General features: G+C 74.6%; 21 protein-coding genes. 12 read left to right on the top strand and 9 right to left on the bottom strand.

Annotated elements, in window-relative coordinates; all coding sequences use genetic code 11:
• Positions 1 to 175: 175 nt before the first annotated feature.
• Positions 176 to 1,123, top strand: a complete 948-nt coding sequence (locus ABEA53_RS06365) for a helix-turn-helix domain-containing protein (protein ID WP_345480201.1) — start codon at positions 176 to 178, stop codon at positions 1,121 to 1,123.
• Positions 1,124 to 1,188: 65 nt separating this feature from the next.
• Complete coding sequence (locus ABEA53_RS06360) at positions 1,189 to 2,841, top strand: Na+/H+ antiporter (RefSeq protein ID WP_345480199.1); 1,653 nt, start codon at positions 1,189 to 1,191, stop codon at positions 2,839 to 2,841.
• 6 nt (positions 2,842 to 2,847) lie between these two features.
• On the opposite strand, the gene ABEA53_RS06355 is transcribed toward ABEA53_RS06360, so the two are convergent.
• The 4 genes from ABEA53_RS06355 to ABEA53_RS06340 form a co-directional block, all read right to left on the bottom strand.
• A complete protein-coding gene (locus tag ABEA53_RS06355; protein ID WP_345480198.1) occupies positions 2,848 to 2,994 on the bottom strand; it encodes a hypothetical protein in 147 nt (48 codons plus the stop codon).
• Positions 2,991 to 3,356, bottom strand: a complete 366-nt coding sequence (locus ABEA53_RS06350; RefSeq protein ID WP_345480196.1) for a hypothetical protein — start codon at positions 3,354 to 3,356, stop codon at positions 2,991 to 2,993. The genes ABEA53_RS06355 and ABEA53_RS06350 overlap by 4 nt, the downstream gene beginning before the upstream one ends.
• Positions 3,357 to 3,366: 10 nt before the next feature.
• Positions 3,367 to 5,067, bottom strand: a complete 1,701-nt coding sequence (locus ABEA53_RS06345; protein WP_345480195.1) for a RecQ family ATP-dependent DNA helicase — start codon at positions 5,065 to 5,067, stop codon at positions 3,367 to 3,369.
• Between the two features lie 173 nt (positions 5,068 to 5,240).
• Positions 5,241 to 7,322: an APC family permease gene (locus ABEA53_RS06340; RefSeq protein ID WP_345480194.1), complete on the bottom strand. Its 2,082-nt coding sequence runs from the start codon at positions 7,320 to 7,322 to the stop codon at positions 5,241 to 5,243.
• Positions 7,323 to 7,420: 98 nt separating this feature from the next.
• Between ABEA53_RS06340 and ABEA53_RS06335 the strand changes: the two genes are divergently transcribed.
• The gene (locus tag ABEA53_RS06335) at positions 7,421 to 8,809 is read left to right on the top strand and encodes an MFS transporter (RefSeq protein ID WP_345480193.1); all 1,389 of its coding nucleotides are present in this window, start codon (positions 7,421 to 7,423) and stop codon (positions 8,807 to 8,809) included.
• 241 nt (positions 8,810 to 9,050) lie between these two features.
• On the opposite strand, the gene ABEA53_RS06330 is transcribed toward ABEA53_RS06335, so the two are convergent.
• Positions 9,051 to 10,532, bottom strand: coding sequence for a CYTH and CHAD domain-containing protein (locus tag ABEA53_RS06330; protein WP_345480192.1), 1,482 nt, complete (start codon positions 10,530 to 10,532; stop codon positions 9,051 to 9,053).
• 35 nt (positions 10,533 to 10,567) lie between these two features.
• On the opposite strand from ABEA53_RS06330, the gene ABEA53_RS06325 reads away from it, so the two are divergent.
• The 5 genes from ABEA53_RS06325 (at position 10,568) to ABEA53_RS06305 (ending at position 16,189) form a co-directional block, all read left to right on the top strand.
• A complete protein-coding gene (locus tag ABEA53_RS06325; RefSeq protein ID WP_345480191.1) occupies positions 10,568 to 11,497 on the top strand; it encodes an aldo/keto reductase in 930 nt (309 codons plus the stop codon).
• A gap of 2 nt (positions 11,498 to 11,499) precedes the next feature.
• Complete coding sequence (locus ABEA53_RS06320; protein ID WP_345480190.1) at positions 11,500 to 11,895, top strand: DUF3253 domain-containing protein; 396 nt, start codon at positions 11,500 to 11,502, stop codon at positions 11,893 to 11,895.
• Positions 11,896 to 11,993: 98 nt separating this feature from the next.
• On the top strand, positions 11,994 to 12,554 hold the full coding sequence (locus ABEA53_RS06315; RefSeq protein ID WP_345480189.1) for a DNA translocase FtsK: 561 nt from the start codon (positions 11,994 to 11,996) through the stop codon (positions 12,552 to 12,554).
• A gap of 276 nt (positions 12,555 to 12,830) precedes the next feature.
• Positions 12,831 to 13,736 (top strand): DNA translocase FtsK, encoded by a 906-nt coding sequence (locus tag ABEA53_RS06310; RefSeq protein WP_345480187.1) that lies wholly within the window; start codon positions 12,831 to 12,833, stop codon positions 13,734 to 13,736.
• Between the two features lie 95 nt (positions 13,737 to 13,831).
• Entirely contained in the window at positions 13,832 to 16,189 is a 2,358-nt protein-coding gene (locus tag ABEA53_RS06305) for a transglycosylase domain-containing protein (RefSeq protein WP_345480186.1), read from the top strand.
• A gap of 54 nt (positions 16,190 to 16,243) precedes the next feature.
• On the opposite strand, the gene ABEA53_RS06300 is transcribed toward ABEA53_RS06305, so the two are convergent.
• Positions 16,244 to 17,743 (bottom strand): serine/threonine-protein kinase, encoded by a 1,500-nt coding sequence (locus tag ABEA53_RS06300; RefSeq protein WP_345480185.1) that lies wholly within the window; start codon positions 17,741 to 17,743, stop codon positions 16,244 to 16,246.
• A gap of 59 nt (positions 17,744 to 17,802) precedes the next feature.
• The gene (locus ABEA53_RS06295) at positions 17,803 to 18,876 is read right to left on the bottom strand and encodes an agmatine deiminase family protein (protein ID WP_345480184.1); all 1,074 of its coding nucleotides are present in this window, start codon (positions 18,874 to 18,876) and stop codon (positions 17,803 to 17,805) included.
• On the opposite strand from ABEA53_RS06295, the gene ABEA53_RS06290 reads away from it, so the two are divergent.
• Together ABEA53_RS06290 and ABEA53_RS06285 are read left to right on the top strand one after the other, a co-directional pair.
• Entirely contained in the window at positions 18,875 to 19,825 is a 951-nt protein-coding gene (locus tag ABEA53_RS06290) for a bacteriorhodopsin (RefSeq protein WP_345480183.1), read from the top strand. The two genes, ABEA53_RS06295 and ABEA53_RS06290, sit on opposite strands and share 2 nt — an antisense overlap.
• Positions 19,826 to 19,898: 73 nt before the next feature.
• Positions 19,899 to 21,254 carry a serine/threonine-protein kinase gene (locus ABEA53_RS06285; protein WP_345480182.1) on the top strand — a complete coding sequence of 452 codons (1,356 nt, stop codon included), beginning with the start codon at positions 19,899 to 19,901 and terminating at the stop codon, positions 21,252 to 21,254.
• Between the two features lie 10 nt (positions 21,255 to 21,264).
• On the opposite strand, the gene ABEA53_RS06280 is transcribed toward ABEA53_RS06285, so the two are convergent.
• Positions 21,265 to 21,741 (bottom strand): hypothetical protein, encoded by a 477-nt coding sequence (locus tag ABEA53_RS06280; protein WP_345480181.1) that lies wholly within the window; start codon positions 21,739 to 21,741, stop codon positions 21,265 to 21,267.
• 214 nt (positions 21,742 to 21,955) lie between these two features.
• Here ABEA53_RS06280 and ABEA53_RS06275 point away from each other — a divergent pair, with 214 nt between their 5' ends.
• Positions 21,956 to 22,468 (top strand): universal stress protein, encoded by a 513-nt coding sequence (locus tag ABEA53_RS06275; RefSeq protein WP_345480180.1) that lies wholly within the window; start codon positions 21,956 to 21,958, stop codon positions 22,466 to 22,468.
• 11 nt (positions 22,469 to 22,479) lie between these two features.
• On the opposite strand, the gene ABEA53_RS06270 is transcribed toward ABEA53_RS06275, so the two are convergent.
• Entirely contained in the window at positions 22,480 to 22,812 is a 333-nt protein-coding gene (locus ABEA53_RS06270) for a hypothetical protein (RefSeq protein ID WP_345480179.1), read from the bottom strand.
• A gap of 111 nt (positions 22,813 to 22,923) precedes the next feature.
• On the opposite strand from ABEA53_RS06270, the gene ABEA53_RS06265 reads away from it, so the two are divergent.
• Positions 22,924 to 24,468 carry a carboxylesterase/lipase family protein gene (locus tag ABEA53_RS06265; RefSeq protein ID WP_345480177.1) on the top strand — a complete coding sequence of 515 codons (1,545 nt, stop codon included), beginning with the start codon at positions 22,924 to 22,926 and terminating at the stop codon, positions 24,466 to 24,468.
• Positions 24,469 to 24,562: the final 94 nt, after the last annotated feature.

The raw sequence follows: 24,562 nt of genomic DNA, 5'->3' as shown, positions 1-24,562 counted from the left end.
CGGGCAAGTGCGACTCGCGGCCCTCCGTGCGCGATCGGGCCCCGCCTCCGATGCCGTCGTGCACGGAGAGGGCGCCTCCGGCTGCACTTTTCCTGCCACACACCATTTCCTCTGGCAATCGAGGCCCCGCTCCAACACCCTGGAGGGGCACCGCGGGGACCAGGGGAGGCCGATCGTGCGGACCAGCACCGAGCAGAGCGTGCCGTTCCTGGAGTGGAACGGAGCGGGCGGCTTCGAGCGCTTCTCCGCCGCAGGACGCTTCGCCGTGCCGGACCCGCTCCGGTTCCGCTCGCGCTGGCGCAGCGTCGTCGTCGACGGGGTGCAGGCGGGCGAGTGGACGACGTCCCCGATCTCCGGTGCGCAGCCGCCGCGCCGCGACGGCGCGAGCGTGTTCCTGGTCGCGGTGCTGGAGGGGACGATCCGCTACTGGTCCGGCGGCCGCACGGTCGAGGGCCGCAACCGCTCGATGCACGTCCTGTCCTCGGCGGAGCCGGTGCGCTTCGCCGTGCCCGAGCCGTCCCGGCTGCTGCGGGTGACGGTGCCGAGCGCGTTCCTGCCGCAGGGCGTGCGGGCCGCGACGTCGCGGACCGTCGGGGAGGTGCCCGCGACCCGCGTCACCGCCGGCCTCACCTCGCTGGTGGAGGAGGTGCTCGACCCGTCGGGCGGCGGAGCGGCCTCCCCGGCCGCGCGGGCCGTGCGCGCCCTGGCGGTCGCGACGCTCGAGGACTCGGTGCCGGAGACGACCGAGCAGGACCTGCGCGGGCAGATCCTCGAGCACATCGAGCGGCACCTCGACGACCCGGACCTCAGCCCGCAGACCATTGCCACCGCCTTCGGCATCAGCCTCCGGTGGGTGCACGCGGTGTTCAACCTCGACGGCGCGTCCGTCGCCCGCCACATCCGCGAGCGCCGCCTCGACGTCGTGGCGGCGCAGCTGCAGCGCGACCGCCGCTTCCCCCGCATCGGCGCGCTCGCCGAGCAGAGCGGGTTCGGCGCCCGCGACCAGCTGACCCGCGCGTTCAAGGCCCGCTACGGGATGACGATCGCCGAGTACGCGGAGCGCGCGAGCGCCGGTCGCGCCCCCGCCCCGCGCGGCGACTCCGTGGAGGAGCGGCCCGCCTGAGGGGGCCGCGCAGCGCCTCCTCGACCCGCGTCGGGGCAGCGCAGGGCTCCCCGTAGGGTTGGCGCGTGGAGGAAACGGCCTCGGCCTTCCCGGTTGCGGTCGCCTGGACCGTCGGCGGCCTGCTGCTCGTGGTCGCGGTCACCGGTCTCGCGCGCCGGGTCGGCTGGTCGGCCCCGCTCGTGCTCGTCGCGGTCGGCGTGGGCGCGGCCTTCCTCCCGTTCACGCCGGAGGTGCGCCTCGACCCGGAGGTCGTGCTCGTCGGGGTGCTGCCCGCCCTGCTCTTCGCGGCCGCCCTGCAGACCTCGTTCCTCGAGGTGCGGACCCGCGGCGACTCGATCCTCACGCTCTCGGTCGGGCTCGTGCTGTTCTCGGTGGTGGTGATCGGCTTCGCGACCGCATGGCTCGTCGGCACCGCCGTGCCGGGCATGACGATCGCCGCGGGGCTCGCCTTCGGGGCGATCCTGGCCCCCACCGACGCGGTCAGCGTCGGCGCCCTGGCCGGCTCCGGCCGGCTGCCGCGCCGGCTCGGCTCGCTGCTGGAGGGGGAGGGGCTGCTCAACGACGCGACCGCCCTCGTCGCCCTGAACACGGCGATCGCCGCGATCTCGCACCCCGGGAGCGGGTTCGGGAACGCGTTCGGCGACTTCGGGCTCGCCGTGCTCGGCGGCATCGGCGCGGGCGTCGTGATCACGTGGGTGATCGTGCGGGTGCGCCGCCGGCTCAAGGCGCCGGTGCTCGACACGTCGATCTCCCTGGCCACGCCGTACGTGACCTACCTCCCCGCCGCGCAGATCCACGGGTCCGGCTTCCTGGCGGTCGTGCTCGCGGGGATCTGGCTCGGCTACCGGGCGCCGTCCTTCCAGTCCGCCGAGTCGCGCATCGCGGAGCGCATCAACTGGCGCACCGTGTCGTTCCTGCTCGAGAACGCCGTCTTCCTGCTGATCGGGCTGCAGCTGCCGGGCATCGTCGCCGCGGCCGCGGAGACCGACATCGGCTTCCTCGAGGGCGCGCTGATCATCGCCGGCATCTACGTCGCCATGGTCGTCGCCCGCTTCGCGTGGGTGCTCGCCGCGACGGCGCTCTACCGGTTCGGTCCCGAGCGGCTGCGGGAGCGCCGCTGGGACTGGAGGACGGCCTTCGTCATCTCGTTCGCGGGCGTCCGCGGCGTGGTCACGCTCGCCGCGGTGTTCCTGCTGCCGGAGCGCACGCCCGCCTTCGGCTTCCTGCAGCTCGCGGCGTTCGTGATCGTGGTCCTGAGCCTGCTCCAGGGCCTCGGCACCGGCCCGCTCGTGCGGCTGCTGCGCCTGCCGCTGCCGAACCCGGAGCAGGACCGGATGCAGATCCGCACCCTCATCGCGGAGGCGCAGACCGCCGCGATCGACCGGTTGGAGCAGGAGCGCACGGACGAGGACCCGGAGGAGCTCGTGTCCGGCCTGCGCAACAGCGCGCGGTACCGGGTGGCGATCGGGACCACCGACGAGCAGGGCATGACCCGGATGCCAGACCAGTACGCCCGGCTGCGGCTGCTCATGCTCGACAGCGAGCGGCAGGCCGTGCTGGAGGCCCGTCGGGAGGGTCGCTACGAGGAGAGCGTGATCAACGCGGTCCTCGGCGACTTCGACTCGATCGAGACGGCGATGAAGCGGTCCTACCGGCGTGACGCGGCGAAGGCGGCCCCGCCGCCGGTGCGGCCGGTCCGCCTCCGCCGGAAGGGCTGACGCCCGTCAGTCGTCGGGCTCGCCCTCGCGCTGGATGTCCTCGACGGGGGTGTCCTCGCCCTCGCCGGTGCTCGGCTCGTCCGGCGTCGCGCCGAAGGCGCCGTTCGGCAGCATGCCGGTCAGGTTCGACAGGTCCGCGGTCGGGTCGCTCATCGCTCGTCCTCCAGGTCGATCGAGTCGGGGTCGATGCCGTTGTCGGGCTCGTCGGGCCGCGTCTCGGCGGGCGCGCCGCCGGTCGGGCCGTCGTTGCCGTCGCCCTCGCCCGCGTAGACCGTCTCGCCGGCGACGGCGTCGTTCGTCACGGTGGAGTTCGACTCCGCCTGGATCGTCGCCCAGTCGCCGCGGGCGTAGTCGGCGGACTCGCCGCCGTCCTCCTCCGCCTCGTCGTCGCCGTCCTCGACCCCGCTGTCCGGGAGGACGGTGTCGCGGGCGAGGTCGTCGCCGCCGGCCGCGACGCCGGTGATGGGGTCGGCCGCGCCGATGTCGGCGGCCTCGTCGTCAGTGATGTCGCTCATGTCCGGCACGCTATGCCGCAGCGTCTGAGGGGTCGGTGCGAACCAGCAGGTCGTGGTCGACGACCGCCTGCAGCGACAGCGTGCGGTAGCCCTCCGACTCGAAGAACACCGTGATCCGGTCCTCCTCGACGCTCATCACCCGGCCGTCGCCCCACTCCGTGTGCCGCACGGTCGAGTCGAGCGGGAACGGCACGTCCTCGCCGTCGGCCGCGTCGTGCTCGTCGGCGACCCGGTAGGCGGAGCCGTCCTCGCAGGTGTCGCAGTTGCCGCACGGCCCCGCGGACTCGTCGCCGAAGTAGCGGAGCACGGCCTGGCGGCGGCAGCCGCGGGTCTCGGCGTACTCGCGCATCATCGCGAGCCGCGACTCGTCGATCCGCCTGCGCGACTCGGCGGCCTCGAGCGCCTGCTCGGCGGCGCGGTCGGCGTCCGGCTCGAGCAGCCGCACGTCCCGGCCGTCGAGCTCCGCGGCGCCCGCGTCGGCGAGCAGGTTCGCGAGCGTCGTCGCACGGCGCACGCTCACCTCCATCGCCTCGGCGACGTCGGCGAGCGGCGCGTGCTCCTGCGCGGCGGCGTGGAAGCGGCGCAGGTCGCCCCGCTTCGGCGCCGTGGAGGCGAAGAACTTGCGGAGGCCGAGGTCCTCCTCCCGGTAGTGCAGCTTCGCGGCGGCGGGCTCGCCGTCGCGGCCGGCCCTGCCGAGCTCCTGGTAGTAGGCGTCGAGCGACTCGGGGATCGCGGCGTGGACGACGAACCGGATGTCGGGCTTGTCGATGCCCATGCCGAAGGCGCTGGTGGCCACCACGACGTCGTACTCGCCCTCGTGGAAGGCCGCGTGCATCTCGCGGCGGCGCTTCGCCGACAGGCCCGCGTGGTACGCCTCGGCGCGGACGCCGCGCTCGCGGAGCGCCTCCGCGTAGACCTCGGTGTCCTTGCGCGTCGCGACGTAGAGCAGTCCGGGCTTCTTGAGCGACTCGACGTCGTCGAGCACCGCGGCGCGCTTGCCGTGGTCGTCCTCGTGGCGCCGCACCGCGAGGTGGATGTTCGGCCGGTCGAAGCCGTGGGTCAGCACGTGCGCGTCGGTCATGCCCAGCCGCTGGACGACCTCCTCCCGCACGGGCCGGGACCCGGTCGCGGTGAGGGCGAGGATCGGCGGGCGCCCGAGCCGCTCGGCGACCTCGCCGAGGCGGAGGTAGTCGGGCCGGAAGTCGTGGCCCCAGCTCGAGACGCAGTGCGCCTCGTCGACCGTGAAGAGCGAGATCGTCGCCGCGGCGAGCCGCTCGACGACGTCGTCGTTCGCGAACTGCTCCGGCGCGATGAAGAGGTACCCGAGCGATCCGTCGGCGAGCCGCTCCCAGACCTCCTCGGTCTTCGCGCGCGACTGGGAGGAGTTCACGAGGCCGGCGGTCGGCGCACCGTCCCGGTCGGCGAGGTTCTGCAGCTGATCGGCCTGCAGCGCGATGAGGGGCGACACCACGACGGTGGTGCCTGGCAGCAGCGCGCCGGCGAGCTGGTAGACGGCGGACTTGCCGTAGCCGGTCGGCATGACGCCGAGCACGTCGTGCCCGTCCAGCACGTCGGCGACCGCGCGCTGGATGCCGGGGCGCAGCGGGTCCCAGCCGAAGACGTCGCGGGCGACCTCCTCGATCGCACGGCCTTCACGACCGCGGACCGTCAGTCCGCGCCCCGCCTCGATGTCGGTCTCGGTGATGCTCATCGGAGGTATGCAAGCAGCCGCGACCGGGGGAGCGACCTGAGATTCAGGGGACGGGGGCGCCGTCCTTCGGACGGGTCGGCGCACCGCACCGCGACGACCTCATCGCGTTGCGGCTCGTACGGCGGGCTGTCAGCGCACTCGGATTCCGCTGCGGAGACGCTCCGAGCGGCGGGTCAGCTGACGTGGACCATGGGGCGGCGCCGCACGTCGGGCTCCGTCTCGCGCAGCACCTCCCGGGTGACCGGTGCGACCTCGCCCTCGCCCGAGACGAGGAAGCGGACCATGTTCGAGACGGGGTTCCCCTCCGTCCACTCGAAGTAGACGTGCGGCACGACCCCGGTCAGGTTGCGGATCTGCAGCAGGATGATCGCGATCGTGTTCGGCACGTTGCCGCTCGCGACCTCGAGCACCCGGAACCCGTGCCGGACGATGCCGCGAACGACCAGGTCCTCCTCGAAGTCGGAGGAGTCGGTCTTCTCGACCTCGAGGAAGATGATCGAGGCGCGGCCCGGGATGTTGCTGTCGCGCCGCTCCTCCTTCGCCTTGATCGTGTACTCGGCGGCGTTGCGCTCGCCGGGCTCGTTGGCGACCAGGTGGATCTCGCCGAAGTCCTCCGCCTCCCGCAGGAAGCCGAGCGCCGCGTCGTCGAAGGTCACGCTCGTCGCGCGGATCTCGAACGACCGGCGGACGCGGGAGGCGAGGGAGACGATGAGGATGCCGAGGATGAACAGCAGCGCGATGCGCAGGCCGTCGGGCCGCTCGACGAGGTTGACGACGAGCGTGTAGGCGAGGATCAGCGCGACGAGCCCGAAGCCCGCCGTCCGCTTCCACTGCTTCTTGCGCCGCGCGGACAGGGTGACCGCGACCGCGGCGGAGGTGATGAGCACGAGGACGCCTGCGGCGTAGGCGCCGCCCTGGCCGTCGACCGAGGCCTTGAAGACGAAGGTCACGATGATCGCGAGCAGCGTGAACACGATCACGAGCGGCCGGATCGCGCGGGCCCACGTCGGCGCCATGCCGTACCGGGGGAGGTAGCGCGGCACGATGTTCAGCAGGCCGGCCATCGCGGAGGCGCCCGCGAACCAGAGGATCGCGATCGTCGACACGTCGTAGGCGGTGCCGAACACCGGCCCGAGGTGCTCGTGCGCCAGGTAGGCGAGGGCGCGGCCGTTCGCCTCGCCGTCCGGCTGGAACTCGCGCTGCGGGATCAGCACCGTCGTGACGAGGCTCGAGGTGATGAGGAACACGCTCATCGTGACGGCCGCCGTGGTGAGCAGCTTCTTGGCGCCCGCGATCCGGTGCACGGGGCGCTCGCCGGGGCGGTCGCCCTTGCCGCTGACCTGCGGGATGACGGTGACGCCGGTCTCGAAGCCGGACAGGCCGAGGGCGAGCTGCGGGAAGACCACGAGCGCCACCGCGACGACGCCGAGCGGGCTGCCGCCGCCCTGCCGCAGCATCGCCGAGGTCCAGTCGCCGACGAGGCCGGGGTGCGCCGCGATCAGCACGAACGAGTTGACGATGACCACGAGGTTCAGCGACAGGTAGACGGCGACGAGCACGACGGCGATGCCGATGGCCTCCTGGAACCCGCGGAGGAACACGGCGCCGAGCAGCACGATCAGCAGCAGCGTGATCGGCAGGTTCGCGCCGTGCAGCGCCTCCGGCATCAGGGGGTTCTCGACCGCGTGCGCCGCGGCGTCGGCCGCGGACAGGGTGATCGTGATGATGAACGCCGTGCCGGCGAAGCCGAGGAGCACCAGCACGAAGAGCTTGCCCGCCCACCAGGGCAGCAGGCGCTCGAGCATGGCGATCGAGCCCTCGCCGCGGAAGCTCTCGCTGGCCACGCGGCGGTACACGGGCAGGGCGCCGAACAGCGTGAGGGCGACCAGCACGAGGGTGGCGACGGGGGAGATGAACCCGGCGGCGACCGCCGCGATGGCGGGCTGGTAGCCGAGGCTCGAGAAGTAGTCGACGCCGGTCAGGCACATGACCCGCAGCCACGAGTGGGTGCGGCCGGCCTCCGCCTGGCCGTGCGGGCCCTGGTGCGTGCCGGCCGACTCGGCGCCCTCGAGCGCCCAGCGGCTGAAGCGGCTGCGGCGGCGCTGCCGGCGGACCGGACGGCACGCGTCGGGCACCTGCCGCTGGTCGGGGAGCCCCTCCTTGCCGGCGGCCCAGTCCGTGAGGTCGATGGCGCCGGAGTCCTGCGGCCGCTGAGCGCCGGGATCCGCTGCGGGGGTCGAAGCCTGCTCGGTCATCCGTCTCTCTTCGAAGGGCCGGCGGCGCCGGGACGGCGGCCAGTGTACGGCCGGGAGGGGAACGCCTCCGAGCACCCCTCGGCCGGGATACTGACCGCATGGGAACGCCGACCGGTCTGCACGACCCGCGGGTGCGGGGCCGCATGCTCGCCGCGGCGGTGCTCGCGTCCTTCGTCTCGTTCCTGGACGGGTCGATCACGAACATCGCGCTGCCCGCGATCGACCGCGACCTCGGCGGCGGCGTCGTCACGCAGCAGTGGGTGGTCGACGGCTACCTGCTGACCCTCTCGGCCTTCATCCTGCTGTCCGGCGCCGTGTCGGACGCCTTCGGCCGCCTGCGGGTGCTCCGCATCGCGCTCATCGCGTTCGCCGCCACGAGCCTGCTCTGCGCCCTCGCACCGACGGCCGGCGTGCTGGTCGCCGCTCGGCTGCTGCAGGGCGTGGCCGGAGCGCTGCTCGTGCCCGGCTCGCTCGGCCTGATCATCGCGGTGTTCGAGGGGCCGGCGCAGGCGAAGGCCATCGGCTCCTGGACCGCGTGGACCAGCGTCTCCTCCCTCTTCGGCCCCGTGCTCGGCGGGCTGCTCGTCGACGGGCTCGGCTGGCGCAGCGTCTTCGTGATCGGGCTGGTGCCCGCCGCGGCCTCGATGCTGCTGCTCGGCCGCGTGCGGGACGAGGCGAGGGAGGGGCCGGCTCCTCGCATCGACCTGCCATCGGCGGCGCTCGCCGCGGTCGGGCTCGGCCTGCTCACGGTCGGGCTGATCGAGGTGGGCGGCGGTCGCGACGCCGTGCTGCCCCGGGGCTGGGCGATCGCCCTGCTGCTCGCCGGGCTCGTCGGCCTGGCGGGCTTCATCGCCCGCGACCGCCGCGCGGCCCACCCCCTCGTGCCGCCGGCGCTCTTCCGGACGCGGAACTTCAGCGCCGGCAACCTCGCGACCTTCTTCGTCTACGGCGGCCTCGGCATCGGCTTCCTCGTGCCGGGCCTCTACCTGCAGCAGGTGCTGCGGCTGCCGGCGACCACCGCGGCGCTCGTCGGGCTGCCCGCGACCGTGCTGCTGATCCTGCTGTCCGGCCGCTTCGGCGCGCTGTCGGGCCGCATCGGGCCCCGGGTCTTCATGACGGCCGGTCCGCTCATCGCGGCAGCGGGTGCGCTGATGTGGCTGCTGATCGGGCTCGGCACCGGGCAGGCGGTGGTCGTCGCGGCCGGCACGGTGGTCGTCGGGCTCGGGCTGTCGATCACGGTCGCGCCGCTGACCGCGGCCGTGCTCGGGGCCGTGCCGGAGGCGGAGAGCGGCATCGGCTCCGCCGTCAACAACGCCGTCTCCCGAGTCGCGGGGCTCATCACCACCGCCTGCGCCGGCCTCGTGCTCGGCGGTGCGGTCAGCACGGCGGGGTTCATGCGGACCGCCGTCGTCGCCGCGGTGCTGCTCGCGGTCGGGGGAGCGGTCTCGTTCGCCGGCATCCGCAACGGGCAGCGCGCCTCCTCCTGATCGCAACTGCGCGGTTGCGCGGCGCGGTCCCAGTTGCGCGCGAGCGCTCGGCCGCAACTGCGCCCGGCGCGCGCAACTGCGGCCCCCGGGTGGCAGATGTGCTCGCTCGAGCAGAGACATCCGCCGCTCAGCGCCGCACCTCCGCTGCGCCCGCAGCCGTGCGGTTGCGCGGCAGGGTCCCAGATGCGCGCGAGCGCTCGCGCGCAACTGGGACCGGAGCGCGCATCGGCTGCGCGGGCGGTCACTCCAGGCGGTGGACGGCGCGCTCGGAGGCGCGGCGGAGGGCCGCGAGGTGGGCTCGGCCCCGCTCCGCGGCGAGGCCGAGCGCGTAGGCGTTGCCGCCCGCCGCGGTGAGCCGCTCCGACGCGGCCGGCAGGGCGTCGAGCACCAGCTCGAGGTCGCGGTGGTCGCCGAGCACGTCCGCCGCCTGCTCCGCGTGACGCGCCGCGAGCCGCCGCTTGCGCTTCGCCGGCACGACGCCGGCGGCCATCAGCTCCTCGAGCACGAAGCGGGCGCGCTTCGCGGCCTTCCGTGCGCCGTGCAGCGCATCGAGGCCGTGGCCGATGCTGCGGCGACCGCGGCGCCGGGCGCGGCGCAGCTCGGGCGCGACCAGGTCCGCGAGCGCCTCCGGGGCGTCGCCCGCACGCCCCCCGTCGGGCGCGAAGGCCTCCAGGTCCGCGAGCACGGCCAGCACGTCCTGCTCGCCGAGGCGGGCGGCGAGCGCGGCGGTGCGCCCGCGCAGCAGGTGGACGGGCTCCTCGACGAGCAGCGCGCGGGCCGCGTCCACGCCGGGGGTGCCCTCGGGCAGCTCGTCGAGCAGCCGCCCGGCCGTCTCGGCGGCGACCAGCGGGTCCCGCGCCTCGCCGAGCACGCGCCCGACCTCGCCGAGCCGCTCGCGCAGCGCGGCGCCCGCCGGGCCCGCGACGGGCTCGAGCGCGAGCAGCGACCGGATGCGGCGGATCGTCTTCCGCAGCCCGTGCACGGCCGCGCCGGCCGCGTCGTCGCCGTCGAGCACCAGCGTCTGCAGACCGCCGTGCAGCCGTTCGACGTGCTCGGCGATCCGCGCGGCGAGCACCGCGCCCGCGGTGTCCGACGGCCGGGCGGGGCGCTCGACGCCGACCAGGCCGAGCGCCTGCGCGATCTTCGCGGGGCTGTCGGAGGGGGTCGCGCCGGCGGCGGTCAGCACCTCGTGGACGCGCTCGAGCAGGGCGCGGCACGCGGCGCAGTCGTCGGCCTGCTCGGCCTCCCACTCCCGCCAGGTGCGCTGCACGCCCGCCGCGACGTCGGTCGCGGACACCACGTCGTCGACCACCTCGACCGCGCCGCCCGCCGAGTCGGTCACGACGGTCGCGGTGCGCTCGGTGCGGATCCGGGCGAGCGGCGCGACCCCGCGGCCGCGCAGCCGGGAGCGGAGCGCCGCCTCGAAGGCGTCCGGCACCCGGTCGGGCTGCTGCTCGTCGATCGGCGCGTGCAGCTCGGTGCGGCCGATCGGCCCGCGCAGCTTGATGTGCCACCCGGCGTCGTGACCGCCGGTGCGGCGGCGCAGCACGATGCCGGCGGCGAGCAGGGTGCGGTCCTCGGTGTCGAGGTAGACGGCCTCGAGCAGCGCGACCGGGCGGACCTCCGCCGTGACGACGTCGGCGACGCCGTGCAGCGCGGGCAGCGGCGTCCCGTCGGGCACGGCGTACTTCCGCTCGATCTCGATCGCACTCGACACACTCACAGATCCCATCCTGCCCGCTGAGCAGAATCGGACCCGTGACCTCTCTCGACTTCGGCCCCGTGATGCTCGGCGGCAACGTGTTCGGCTGGACCGCGGACCGCGAGGAGGGCTTCCGGGTCCTCGACGCCTTCGTCGACGGCGGCGGCCGGTCCATCGACACCGCCGACGTCTACGTCGCGTGGATCCCCGGGAACTCGGGCGGGGAGTCGGAGACGATCATCGGCGAGTGGCTCGCGTCCCGGAAGCGCCGCGACGACGTCGTGATCGCCACGAAGGTCGGCTCCCTCGCCTCCCGCAAGGGCCTGTCGGCGGCGAACATCGAGGCCGCCGCGGAGGACTCGCTGCGGCGCCTGCAGACGGACCGCATCGACCTCTACTTCGCGCACCGCGACGACGAGGAGACCCCGCAGGAGGAGGCGCTCGCCGCCTTCGACCGCCTCGTGCAGGCGGGCAAGGTGCGCGAGATCGGCGCCTCCAACTTCGCCGCCGACCGCCTCCGCTCGGCCGCGGCGATCGCCGCCTCCGAGGGCCTCACCCCCTTCACGGTCGCGCAGGACGAGTGGAGCCTCGTCGAGCGGGCCGCGGAGATCGACCTGGTCCCGACGCTCGACGAGCTCGGGATCGCGGAGGTCCCGTACTCCTCGCTCGCGAGCGGGTTCCTCACCGGCAAGTACCGGCCGGGCGCGACGAACGACTCGGTGCGGGCCGGCAAGGCCGGGGCGTACCTGGAGAACCCGCGGAACGTCGACCTGCTCGCCGCGCTCGACGACGTCGCGGCCGACCACGGCACGTCCGTCACCGCGGTCGCGCTCGCCTGGCTCGCCGCGCAGCGCACCGTCGCCGCGCCGATCGCCAGCGCGCGCACCGTCGACCAGGTCGCGGACCTGCTCGCCGCCGGCCGGGTGCGGCTGACGCCGCAGGACGTCGAGCAGCTGTCCGCCGCGACGGAGCCCGTCAGCGGCTGATCGTGGGGCGCAACCGGACCGTGACGGAGGAGCCGTCCGAGAAGACGTGCGTCGTCTGCGGACGGCGCATCGAGTGGCGCGCGAAGTGGGCCGCCGACTGGGACGCCGTGCGGTACTGCAGCGACGCCTGCCGGCGCTCCGGCCTCACCGACGCGGACCGGGCGCTCGAGCGCGACATCCTCGGGATGCTCGCCCAGCGCGCCGGGAACGCGACCATCTGCCCCTCCGACGTCGCGCGCGCCGCCGCGGAGGACTGGCGGCCCCTGATGGAGCCCGTGCGGCGGGCGGCCCGTCGGCTCGTCGCCGCCGGCGAGGTCGAGATCACGCAGGGCGGGCAGGTCGTCGACCCCTCGACCGCGAAGGGGCCGATCCGCATCCGCCGCGTCCGCCACGGCTGACCGCCCCGGTCTGGGGGCACGTCCCTCGCCGCCGTCGCCGCGCCTCCCGCGCATGCTCGTGGGGCCGGACGAGCCGGCGACGAAGGAGCCTCGACGACATGGTGATGCTGGAGCAACGGACGTCGGCGGCGCCGGTCGCGGACCTGGTCGACGAGGTCGACGCGGGCCCGGCGACGGACGAGGCCGCCGAGCGGCGGCTGCGCACGCTGGCCCTCAGCGGTGCCGGGGTGTTCGCCGCGATCCTCGTCGGCTTCTGGGCCTGGTGGCCCGCCGGCGTGGTGATCGGGCTCGTGGCCGGCACCCTCGCCGTGCTGCACGTCGGCCGGGCGATGCAGGCGCACGCGTTCGCCGACTCCGTCGACGGCCTGCCCGACGCGTCCGTGGAGGAGGAGCTCCGCGAGGACCTCGACCGCCTCCGCGCCGAGCTGGGCGACGACTGGCACGTCTTCCGCCGCGCCGCCGTGCTCGTGACCCGCGCGCAGTGGGCCTCGGTCGCCGGGCTGCAGCGCGAGCTGCGCATCAGCACGGCCGCCGCGCAGCACGTGATGGGGCGCCTCGAGCGCGAGGGCTTCGTGGGCCCGTCCCGTGGCAGCCGCCCCCGCGTGGTGCGGCTGACCCGCGACCGCGCCGCCGAGCTCGAAGCCCTCATGCCGGCCTGAGCGGACTCCTCCGGGTGCGTCCCGCAGCACCGCGCACAACGGTTCGCGAGGCGGCCCGGAGGTTCCGGGGCAGTTCCGTATCGAAGCGGTAACGACGCGCCGCCGGAAGTCCAAGAGACCGCTGAGCACTCGGTTCCGAGGCGGCTCCTTCGGGAAGAATGACACCGTTGTGACGACGGCCCGTCGTCGCCCACGCCGAAGACGTCGCCCTTCGTGTCGCGTGGTCGCTGAGCGTCTCCGCCCGACCTCGGAGCGCGCCCGAACCGAGGAACGCCCATGCCCTCAGCCCTCTCCGCCGCCCGTCCCGCCGCCGTCGCGCTCGTGCTGCTCGCCGCCGTCGTGCTGACCGGGTTCGTCCTGTACGCGTTCTGGCCCGCGGGCGTCGCCCTCGGCCTGGGCCTCGGGATCGTCGCCGTGCTGGCGATCGGGGCGCGCATGCAGGTGTCGGAGCGGGCCCTGCCGGCCGACGAGGACCTGGCCGCGCAGCTGGGCATCGAGCTGTTCCAGGCGCCGCAGCCGGTCGAGGAGCGCCCGGCGGCCGTCGTCGCGGAACCCGCCGAGGAGCAGGAGCAAGAAGCGGAGCAGGAGCAGGAGCAGGAGCAGGAGGCGGAGCAGGCGCCGGTGGCCGAGGTCGCCCCCGTCGCCGAGCGGCGCCCGGTCCTGCGCCCGGCGGAGGTCCGCCCGGCGCGGAGCAGGCCCGCCCGGGTCCGCCCGGCGAAGCAGCGTCCTGCCGCCGTCGAGCCCGTGGTCGCGAGCGTCGTCGCCGAGCCCGCGGAGCCCGCCGAGGCGGAGGACGACGCCGAGGACGCGCTGGCGCCCGCGCCCGTGCTGCACGCGCAGCCCGACGTCCTGTACTTCACCTCCGACGAGGACCCCGACGAGTCGGAGCCGCGCCTCGTCGTCGCGGACCCGGTCCGCACCGACCTCGAGCACCTCAAGGAGGAGCTCGGCGACGACTACCGCGACTTCGCGCGCGCGGCGCGCCTGGTCGTGTCGACGCAGTACGCCTCCGCGGCCCGCCTGCAGCGCGACCTCGACCTGCCGTACTCCCGGGCCCGCCGGCTGCTCGCCGACCTCGAGCAGCAGCACTTCGTCGGCCCCGCGACCGGCTCGCTGCCCCGCCAGGTGCTGATGCCCAAGGAGCGCCTGCCCGAGGTCGAGCGGCTGCTCACCGAGGCGTGAACCGGCCCCGCCGCTTCCCTGTGAAGTCCGTATCGGATCCCCGCCGACCGCCTGTCACGACCGGCGGGTCCGCACGGACTTCGTACGATTCCCGGATGCCTTCCCGCACCCGACCCGGAACGGCCCTCACCGCCTTCCTCGGCATGCTCGCCATCGCCGTGATCGCCGGGGTGATGGTCGCCGTCGCCGTGACGCCCGCGATCGCGCTCACGGGTACGACGGCGAAGAACGGCATCGGCATGTTCGAGGAGCTGCCGAGCGACCTGAAGATCACCGCCCTCGACCAGAAGACGCAGATCTACGCGAAGGACGGCGACAAGGACGTCTTGCTCGCCTCCTTCTACGCGCAGAACCGTCAGGTCGTGAAGTGGGACGAGATCTCCCAGGTCGCGAAGAACGCCGCGCTCGCCGGTGAGGACGTGCGGTTCTACGACCACGGCGGCATCGACCCCGTGGGCATCGTGCGGGCCACGGTCGCGAACCTCACGGGGAAGGACCTGCAGGGCGCGTCCACCATCACGCAGCAGTACGTCAAGAACGTCTGCGTGCAGGAGGCGGAGAACAAGCCCACCACCGAGCAGGTGAACGCCGCGTACGCCGTGTGCACCGACCCGTCGGTCGGGCGCAAGCTGAAGGAGGCGCGGTACGCCATCGCGTTGGAGAAGTCCTACTCCAAGGACCAGATCCTGCTCGGGTACCTGAACATCGCCGGGTTCGGCGGGCGCGTCTACGGCATCGAGTCGGCCGCCGAGTACTACTTCGACACCACCGCGGCGAAGCTCTCGATCGCGCAGGCCGCGAGCCTGATGGCGACCGTGAACAACCCGCAGTACCTGCGGCTCGACGTCAAGGACAACTGGGCGCACAACAAGGAGCGTCGGGACTACATCCTCGGCGTGGAGCTCAAGAACGAGCTCATCACGAAGGCCCAGTACGACGAGGCCGTCGCGACGCCGATCGCTCCGAAGATCACCCCGTCGAAGACCGGGTGCGAGGCCGCGGGCATCAGCGGCTTCTTCTGCGACTACGTCTACAACACGGTCCTCTCCGACAAGGCCTTCGGCAAGGATGAGGCGACCCGGCAGGCGAACCTCGAGCGCTCCGGCTGGAAGATCTACACGACGCTCGACCTGGCGGCGGAGAAGAAGGCCAAGCAGGCCATGAGCACGTACGTGCCGAAGTCCGCGGTCACCTGGAACGTCGGCGGCGCCGCGGTGTCGGTGGAGGTCGGGACCGGGCGGATCCTGACGATGGTCACCAACAAGGACTTCAGCTACACCCCGCACAAGGGCGCGACCTCGATCAACTACACGGCGAACCGCACGCTCGGCAACAGCGGCGGCTGGCAGCCGGGATCGACGTTCAAGGTCTTCACGCTGCTCGACTGGCTGAAGACCGGGCACACCTTGAACCAGACCGTGGACTCGAACCCGGGCACCGTCTCGGAGTTCACCGCGTGCGGGAAGCCGTACGCGGGGGAGCCGTACACCTTCGGCAACGACACCGGTGACGAGGGTGGGACGCAGACCGTGCTCAACGGGACCGCCCGGTCGATCAACGGCACGTTCGTCCGCATGGCCCAGCAGCTCGACCTGTGCGACATCCAGAACATGGCCGAGGCCTTCGGTGTCAAGCCGGTGACGGGAACCGCGAATCCGACGACGGAGGCGCCGTTCATCATCGGCGGCACGTACACGGTGTCGCCGGTGTCGATCGCCGCGGCGTACGCGGGCATCGCGAACGAGGGGAAGTACTGCAGCCCCGTCGCGATCGACAAGGTCGTCAGGACCGATGGCTCCGAGCTGAAGGTGCCCGCCACCTCCTGCAAGCAGGTCGTCGACCCGGCCGTGGCGAACGCCGCGGTGTACGCCATGCGCGGCGTGTTCACGGGCGGCACCGCGAGCGGCGACCAGACGGCTGACGGCCTCTACGAGTTCGGCAAGACGGGCACGACGAACGACGCGATCGACACGTGGATGACCGGCTCCACCTCCAAGGTCACCACGTCGGTGTGGATCGGCAACAACGGCACGAAGGCCGGGTACGCCCCGCAGAGCCTCCGCAAGACCACGCTGCCGACTCCGTGCTACACGAGCGGCAACGGCAACGCGGCCACCAACCGCCACTGCGTCTGGAAGGAGATCCAGACCGCGGTGAACAAGGACTACGGCGGGGCGACCTCGTGGACCGCGCCGGAGCCGCAGTACCTCTACGGCGGCGCGGCCCAGGTGACCCCGACCGCGACGACCGGGACCGTGCCGGCCACCTCGGGCATGACGAAGGACGCGGCCGCCGCGGCGCTGGTGCAGGCCGGTTACAAGTGGGCGTACGGCGACGACGTGGCGTCCGACCTGCCGGCCGGGCAGGTCGTCTCGACCGAGCCGGCTGCTGGGTCCTCCGCGCCCGCGGACACCCAGGTCGTCATCCACGCCTCGAGCGGATCCGCGGGCTGAGCCCTGCGCCGCTGATCCCTGCCGCACCCGTCGGGGTGCGGCAGGGCGGGCGCGTCAGAGGCCGGGGACGCTGACCAGTTGCTGATCGGGCCCGGTCGGCGCCGGGCTGTCGGCGGGCGCGCTCGGCGCCTCGACCGGGGCCGACGGCGCGGGGTCGGGCGCCGCCGGGCTGCTCGGCGCGGTGCTGGGCGCCGGCGCGGCCGGCGCCGACGTGCTCGGCGCGGGCGTCGTGGGTGCGGCGGTCGCCGTGGCGGTCGGCGTCGGCGTGGGCGTCGTCGGCGTCGGGGTGGGGGTCGGCGTGCTCGAGCGGGTGGCGACGGGGCGCGGGGCGTCGTAGCGCACGTCCTCGTCGGGAGCGGCGCTGGGCCGCTTCACCGGAGCGACGGCCTTCGACGGGGCGTCCTGGGCGACGTCGCTCGTCTGCGCCTTCGTGGTGTTCAGGTTCGACGCGGCCGAGATCGCGACGCCCGCGACCGAGGCGGCGAGCACCGTCGCGGCGACGGCGAGCACGGTCGGGAAGCGGCGGCGCTCCTTCGGCGCCGCGGTCGCGGTCGTCGTGGTCGCGATGCGCCCGCTGACCGGCATGCCGCGGCCGGGGGTGAAGAACGGCTCCTGCGGCGCGGTGGCGTCGGGGTGCGGCACCGGCGGCACCGCGGCGGCCACGCCCGCGATCGGCGTCGGCGCGGTCTGCGCCGCATCGGGCGCGGTGACCCGGCCGACGAGCTGCTCCCGCAGGGCGGAGGCGACATCGGCGGCGCCGGGCCGATGCGCCGGGTCGAGCGCGGTCATGCGCGACAGCAGCTCGGCCAGGGCGGGGGAGGCGTCCTCCGGCAGCGCGGGCGGGCGCTGCAGGCGGGCCATCGCGGCCTCCGCGGCAGCGCCGGGGAAGGCCCGCCTGCCCGTCAGCGCCTCGAGCAGCACGAGGCCCAGCGAGTACACGTCGCTCGCGGGCCTCGGTGCCGCACCGCGGACCTGCTCGGGGCTGAGGTAGGCGGCGGTGCCGAGGATCGAGTCGGGGCCGGTCAGGCGCGCGCCGTCCACGAGCTGGGCGATGCCGAAGTCGGTGAGCTTCGCGGCGACGAGGGAGGAGGAGTTCGCGGCCTCGGGCACGAGGATGTTCGCGGGCTTCACGTCGCGGTGCACCACGCCCTGCGCGTGCAGGGCGGCGAGGGCTCCCGCGACGTCGGCGACGATGCGACGCGCGAAGTCGGCCGCCAGCGGACCGCGTGCGCGGTGCAGCAGCGCGCCGAGGTCGGCGCCGACCACCAGCTCCATCACCAGGAAGGCGCCGAAGACGCCGTCGCCGTTCGACGCGTCGAGCACGGCGACGACGGACGGGTGGTTCACGGCCGCGAGCAGCCGCATCTCCTGCGTGGTGCGCTGCGGGTCGACCGCCTCGGCGAAGCCGCCGCGGAACACCTTGATCGCGACCGGGCGCTGCAGCCGGCGGTCGAGCCCCCGGTACACGGTGGCCATGCCGCCTCGGCCCAGCTCCCCGCGGATCTCGTATCGGCCGGCGAGGACGTCGCCCGGCCCGGGATCGCGCTCAGCCACGGAGGCGGAGGGAGGGCAGGGCGGGCACCGCCCCATTCTTCCCCACGCCTCCCTCCGCGTCAGCCCCGGAACGGGTCGGATCGGACCGTCCCCGGCGTGGCGGACGCCTCCACGGGCGGTGTCCGGGGCTGCTGCTGCGTGATGCAGTGGATCCCGCCGCCGCACGCGAAGATCGCGCGGGCGTCGACGGACACCACGCGCCGGCCCGGGTACGCCTCAGCGAGCACGTCGCGCGCCGCGGCGTCGGCCCGGGCGTCGCCGAACGAGCAGGCGACCACCCCGTCGTTCACGACCACGTGGTTCACGTAGGACCAGTCGACGAAGCCCTCCGCGTCGCGGAGGGTCCCGGGCGCGGGCAGCGGCACGATCTCGAACGGCCGCCCGGCCGCGTCGACGGCCTCCTCCAGCGCCCGTCGCAGCTGCGCCGACACCGCGTGGTCCGGGTGGGCGGGATCGCGCTGCTCGTGCAGCAGCACGCGGCCGGGGGAGGGGATCGTCGCGCAGATGTCGACATGGCCGCTCGTGCCGTACCGCCCGTAGTCGCGCGTGAGGCCGCGCGGCAGCCAGACCGCGTGCGTGGCGCCGATCGTGCGGGCGAGCTCCGCCTCCACCCGCGCCCGGTCCGCCCACGGGTTGCGCCGCGGGTCGAGCTGCACCGTCTCCGTGAGCAGGACGGTGCCCTCGCCGTCGACGTGGATCCCGCCGCCCTCGTTCACGAGCAGCGACGGCAGGACCTCGGCGCCGGCCGCCGCACCCACGGCGGCGCCCACCAGGGCGTCGCGGTCCCACGCCGCCCAGTCATGACCGCCCCAGCCGTTGAAGACCCAGTCGACGGCCCCGAGCCGCCCCGCCTCGTCGAGCACGAAGGTCGGGCCGGAGTCGCGCAGCCAGGCGTCGTCGAGCGGCGTCTCCACGACCTCGATCGCGCCGTCGAGCAGCCGCGTCGCCGTCGCCCGGGCGACCGGGTCGACGAGCATCGTGACGGACTCGAACGCCGCCGCGGCGTTGGCCACCTCGGCCCAGGCGGCCGACTCCTCCTCCCCGTCGCCGAACGTCTCGTTCGGCCGGGGGAACGCCATCCACAGCCGCTCGTGGGGCGCGGTCTCCGCGGGCATGCGCCAGGAGGTCGTCATGGCGTCGATCCTGGCGCAGCGACCGCCTCCGGCACGGGTCGCGCCGCTCGTGGGACCCTGGAGCGTGCCGATCCGCGACGTCCAGCCCCCGTGGACCGTGCCCCTGACCGACGGCGAGCACGTGCTGATCGAGTACGGCGTCGCCGTCGCGGCGATGAGCCTGATCGCCATGCTGACCCGCATGTGGTCGGCGCGGCGCGAGGTCGGCGACCGCTACCGGCCGATGGTGCACGCGAGCGTCGCGGTGTCCGCCGTCGCCTTCCTGTCCTACGTGCTGCTCGCCCTCGAGCTGCAGGGCGGCTACGTGCGGCGCGGCGGCGTGTGGGTGCCCCAGCCGGAGGCGATCGGCACCTGGACCGCGCGCTACCTGGACTGGACCGTCAGCGTGCCGCTGCTCGTCGTCGAGATCGTCGCCGTGTCGGCGGTGACCGGTCGCGCCGCCTCCCGCGCCCGACTGGTCGGCGGCGGCGCCGCGGCGCTGATGGTGACGCTCGGCTTCCTGGGCGGCGTCGTCATCGGCAGCGGCGCCGACTTCCGTGCGCTGCTCTGGCTCGGGGTCGCCTCCGCCGTCTGCTTCGCGGTCGTCTACGCGGTGATCATCGTCGTGGTGCTGCGGTCGCTGCCCGTGCTGCCGGCGGCCGCGCGGGCGCCGATGACCACCGCGATGGTCGTGCTGCTCGTCGTGTGGTTCGTCTACCCGGCGACCTACGGGCTGCAGGGCATCGTGTCGGGCGGCGCGTGGACCGTCACCGAGCACCTGCTCATGTCGGGCGCCGACATCGTGACGAAGGTGGCGTTCGGCCTGCTGCTGCTGCGGGTCGCGCGGATCCGCACCGCCTCCGACGTGGTCGCCGCGGACGACGTGCACCCCGAGAGCATCTGGATCGACCAGCTGCGGCAGTCGGAGGGGGAGCGGGCCGCCGCCCTGCGCGGATCGGACCCGCGCTGAGCCGGCACGAGGTCCCCGTCGGGAGCCTTCGGTACGCTTCCGGGGTGACGCGACCGCCTGCCAGGGCCGCCCGATGACCATGGCGTCCGCGGACGGCGTCGGGGCCCGGGTGGTGCTGCCGGAGCGGTACCGGATCGAGCACCTGATCGGCCGCGGCGGCACCGCGGTGGTCTACGCGGCCCACGACACCCTGCTGAACCGGTCGGTCGCCGTGAAGGTGTTCACCGCGCCCACCGACTCCGCGCGCGTGCTGCGCGAGCAGCAGCAGGAGGCGCAGACGCTCGCGGGGCTCAGCCACCACGCGCTGGTGACCCTGTTCGACGCGGGCGTCGACGACTCCGACCCCGCGCAGCCGCACATCTACCTCGTGATGGAGCGGGTCGACGGACCCGACCTGGGGCAGCGCCTCCGCAGCGGCGCGCTGTCGCCGATGCAGGTGACCTACCTCGGGCTCGACCTCTGCGACGCGCTGCTCTACGTGCACGAGCGCGGCTGGCTGCACCGGGACATTAAGCCCGCGAACGTCCTGCTGTCCGGCCGGCGGAGCGATCGGCGGCTGCGCGGCAAGCTCTCCGACTTCGGCATCGCGACGGTGCTCGGCTCCCACTCGGACGACGGCGAGTTCACGGTGGGCACCGCCGCCTACCTGAGCCCGGAGCAGGTGGAGGGCGGCCCGCTCGTCGGCGCCTCCGACGTCTACTCCCTGGGCCTCGTGCTGCTGCAGGCGGCGACGGGCCGCGTGTCCTTCCCGGGGACGGTGCTGGAGTCGGCGTTCGCCCGACTGACGCAGACCCCTGAGATCCCGGCCTCGCTGCCGCCGCGGCTCGCCGCCGTGCTCGCCGGCATGACGCGGCGCTCGGTCGGCGACCGCATGCCCCTCGAGGACGCGCGAGCCGAGTTCGAGCGCGCGGCGGCCGAGCAGATCGCGAGCGGCAGCGCGCCCGTCGCCCCCGCGGCACCGCCGCCGCCGCCCCGTCAGGCCATCGCGGAGGCGCCGCCCGACCGCGAGTTCACGCGGATCACCGGGATCGCGGCCCGGCTGCTGCGGGTGCCCTCCGCCTTCGTCGTGCTCGGGGACCCGCGCGAGGAGGCGGCGGCGTTCGTGCCCGACGCGCACCGCGCCGAGCTGGCGGCGCTCGCGCTGCGTGCGCTGCAGGTCGACCGAGCCGACGGCTGGACGGTCGAGGACGTGCACACCGATCCGTGCACGGCAGGGGCGGTGCAGCAGGCTCCCGTGCGCTCGATGGCGGTGCAGCCGATCCTCGACGGCTCCGGAGCCCGCGTCGGCGTGCTCGCCGTGCTCGACGCGCTGCCCCGGCGGTTCGGCTCGGAGGAGGCGGCGGTGCTCGTGGACCTCGCCGGGCTCGTCGGGCACGAGGTCGACCTGCGCCGGGCGGTGCGCCGCGCGCTGTTCTCGCGCGACTCCTGACCCCTCGCGATCAGCCTGCGGAGCGGCGGACGTGCGCCTGCGGGTCGAGGTCGTGCAGCGCGGCCGCGATGCGGTCGTCGAGCGCGAGGATCCGCTCGTGCAGCGACTCGTCGCCCGGCAGCCGCAGGACGTAGTACTCGGCGAGGGAGGCCCGCCTCGTGCGGTGCACCCGCACCTCGGCGTCGAAGCCGCGGCCGATCTCGGACCGCGAGGCGATCTTCATCGTCATGCCGGCGGATCCGACGAGGTAGATCTCGCCGTAGGCGACGTCGTCGCGCCCGGTCGGCAGCATCAGCCAGCGGGCGACGTGGATGAGCACCTGCTCCTCGCCCGCGTGGACCTCCGCGGAGACGCGCGGGACCATCGGGTTCGCCTCGATGCCGACCGGTCGTTCCCCGGACCGCCGCGCCACCGCGACCACGCCCGCCACCGCGCCGGCGAGCGCCAGCACCAGCAGCACCACGAGCACGATCACCTCGACGGACACGTGGACGCCGTCTCCTTCAGGCCGCTCGTCGGACGGCGTCGCTCCCGGTCGGTCCGCAGCGTGCACGCGGTGCGCGCACGGTCGGGTCCGTGGCGACGTCCAGCGTCGAGCGTCGCACAGGGCGCTGCGACGGGCCTGGAAGCGCGCGGGCGCGTCGGCGGGGGCTTGAACCGCGGTGCCGTCCGGGCGGATGATCCGGGCAGGAGGTCTCCCCATGCCTGAGCAGCGCCCCGGGTCCGCACGCACCGTCGTGGTCGGGATCCTGCCCGACCAGCCCCTGTGGGTGCTGCAGGCGGCGGGGGAGTACGCGCGGGCCTTCGACGCCGAGCTCGTCTGCGTCGCCGTCGACGCCACGCGCTACGCCTACCAGGAGATGCCGGACGGCACGCTGCTGACGGCGCCGATCGACCCCGACCTCGCGGACAGCGCGCCGATGTTCTCGGAGGAGCGGCTCGCCGAGATCGGCGGCCTGCTCGACCCGCGCGGGGTCCGCTGGTCGATGCGCGAGCTGATCGGCGTGGCCGCCGACGCCCTGATGCACGTCGCCGACGAGGTGGACGCCCTGATGATCGTGGTCGGCGCCCGCCCCGGCGGCCTCCGCGGGGCGCTGCGGAACGTCTTCACCGGTTCCGTCGCGCTGCGCCTGGCGCACCGGCAGTACCGTCCGGTGGTCGTGGTGCCGACGGCACCAGCGGAGACGGACGCGGCGCTGCTCGACGCGAGCTGACCGCGCGGCGGTCAGGCGACGCGGCAGGCCGTGCGCTCGACGCGGACGGTGGTGGTGCCCGACGCCGGCGTCGGCACGATGCAGAGCCCCGCGACGCGCACGGTGACCCAGCCCGCCGGCACGGCGACCGTCCGGGTCTGCCCGGAGCGGAGGGTGAAGACGGACCGGAACCCGGCGCGGGCCTGCGCCAGGTGGACGTCGTAGGCCTCCGGGTGCGCGGACGGCGCGACCTGGACGACGACGCGGGCCTGCTCGGCCTGCGCGACCGGTCCGGCGGAGCAGGCGGTGAGGGGGAGCGCCGCCGCGATCAGCGCGACGATCCCGAGACGCTTCGCGATCTGCACCGCATCAGCGTCGCCCCCGTCGAGGGGGTGTCGCCGCAGCCGCCGCGGCATGTCGCCGAGCGGCTCCGGCGGGACGGTCGGCGAGGCCCCCGTGATCCAGGAGCGCGCCGGGTGTCGGCGTCCTCGGAGCACCCGTCTTGTAGACCGGTCGCCGTGGCGGGGGCGGCGGAGGCGGTGGACGTGATCGTCCCCACGGCGGCGGGGCGCGTGCGCGGGCACCGCGAGGGCGGGCTGACGGTGTGGCGGGGCGTGCCGTTCGCGGCGCCGCCGGTCGGACGCCTGCGGTTCCGCGCGCCGCAGCCGCTCGAGCCCTGGGCGGGCGTGCGCGACACCACGCGGAACGGCCCGCTGCCGCTGCAGCCCCGCACGAACACGCTGCTCGGCGCCGGTCCGCGCACCCCGATGTCGGAGGACTGCCTGACCCTGACGATCGCGCGCCGCAGCACCGGCGACGAGCCGAAGCCGGTGATGGTGTTCGTCTACGGCGGCGCCTTCGGGATCGGCGGCGCGACCGCCTCCGCCTACCGCGGGGAGACCCTCGCCGCGGCGGGCGACGTGATCGTCGTCGGCTTCAACTACCGCGTCGGCGCCCTCGGCTGGCTGGACCTCTCCGCCTACGGCACCGAGCAGGACCCGATCGAGACGAACGTCGGCCTGCGCGATCAGCTCGCCGCCCTGCGCTGGGTGCAGGACAACATCGCGGCCTTCGGCGGCGACCCGGACGACGTCACGCTGTTCGGCGAGTCCGCGGGCGCCACCAGCGTGCTCACGCTGCTCGCCATGCCGGCGGCGGCGGGCCTCTTCGCCCGAGTCATCGCGGAGAGCCCCACCATCGCGTCCGTGCACGGGCGCACCCGCTCGCAGGAGTGGGCCGCCGAGCTCGTCGAGGCGCTGCCGGGCGGCGCCTCCTCCCTCCGCACGATCGAGCCGGCCGACCTGATCGCGGCCACGACCCGCCTCGACCTCGCCGTGTCCGACCGCACCCCGGCCGCCCGCGTGGTCGGACCCGTGGTCGACGGCGACCTGCTGCCCGACTACCCGATCGACGTGCTGCGGCGCGGGGCGGCGCTGCCGCTGCCGCTCGTGATCGGCACGAACGCGGACGAGGGCTCCCTCTTCCAGCGCATCCGCGGCCTGCGGGCCACGCCGGTGCGCATGGAGCGCCTGTTCGACGCCACGGTGCCGGAGGCGAGGGATCCGGTGCTCGCGGAGTACGGCGGCGGCCGGGGCGCACGCGCCATGGAGCGGTTCGTCACCGACCTGATGTTCTGGGCGCCCGCGCTCGAGGCGGCCGTCGGGCACGCCGAGCGCGCGCCGGTCTGGATGTACCGGTTCGACTTCGCGCCGCTCGCGATGCGGGCGATCGGCCTCGGCGCGGCGCACGGCTCGGAGCTGGACCACGTGATGTCGCGCGGGACGAGCGCGACCCGGCGGGTCGCGACGCTGCTGGGCGGCGACCGCGCGGGCCGGGCCCTCACGGGGCGGATGGCGGGCGCGTGGCTGCGGTTCGCGCGCACCGGCGCGATGCCCGAGTGGTGGCCGGCCTTCGACGGGCAGCGCCGCCGCACGTGGGTCTTCGACCGGGTCGATCGGCTCGAGGAGGACGCCCGGGGCGGCGTGCGCGCCGCGTGGCAGTCCTGGCAGCCCTACGGCTGACGCCCGACGCCCCCCCCGTTCCGGGGGGAGCGGGGATCCGTGCAGTCCCGCGTGGGGACCGGAGGCTCGACCGCGTCCTTCCTAGAGTCCGATG

Origin of the sequence: Amnibacterium soli (genome assembly GCF_039544415.1) — a bacterium.
GTDB classification, from domain to species: Bacteria; Actinomycetota; Actinomycetes; order Actinomycetales; family Microbacteriaceae; genus Amnibacterium; species Amnibacterium soli.
The sequence above is the reverse complement of the archived record's forward strand: the minus strand, read 5'-3'. Positions and strand labels throughout refer to the sequence as shown.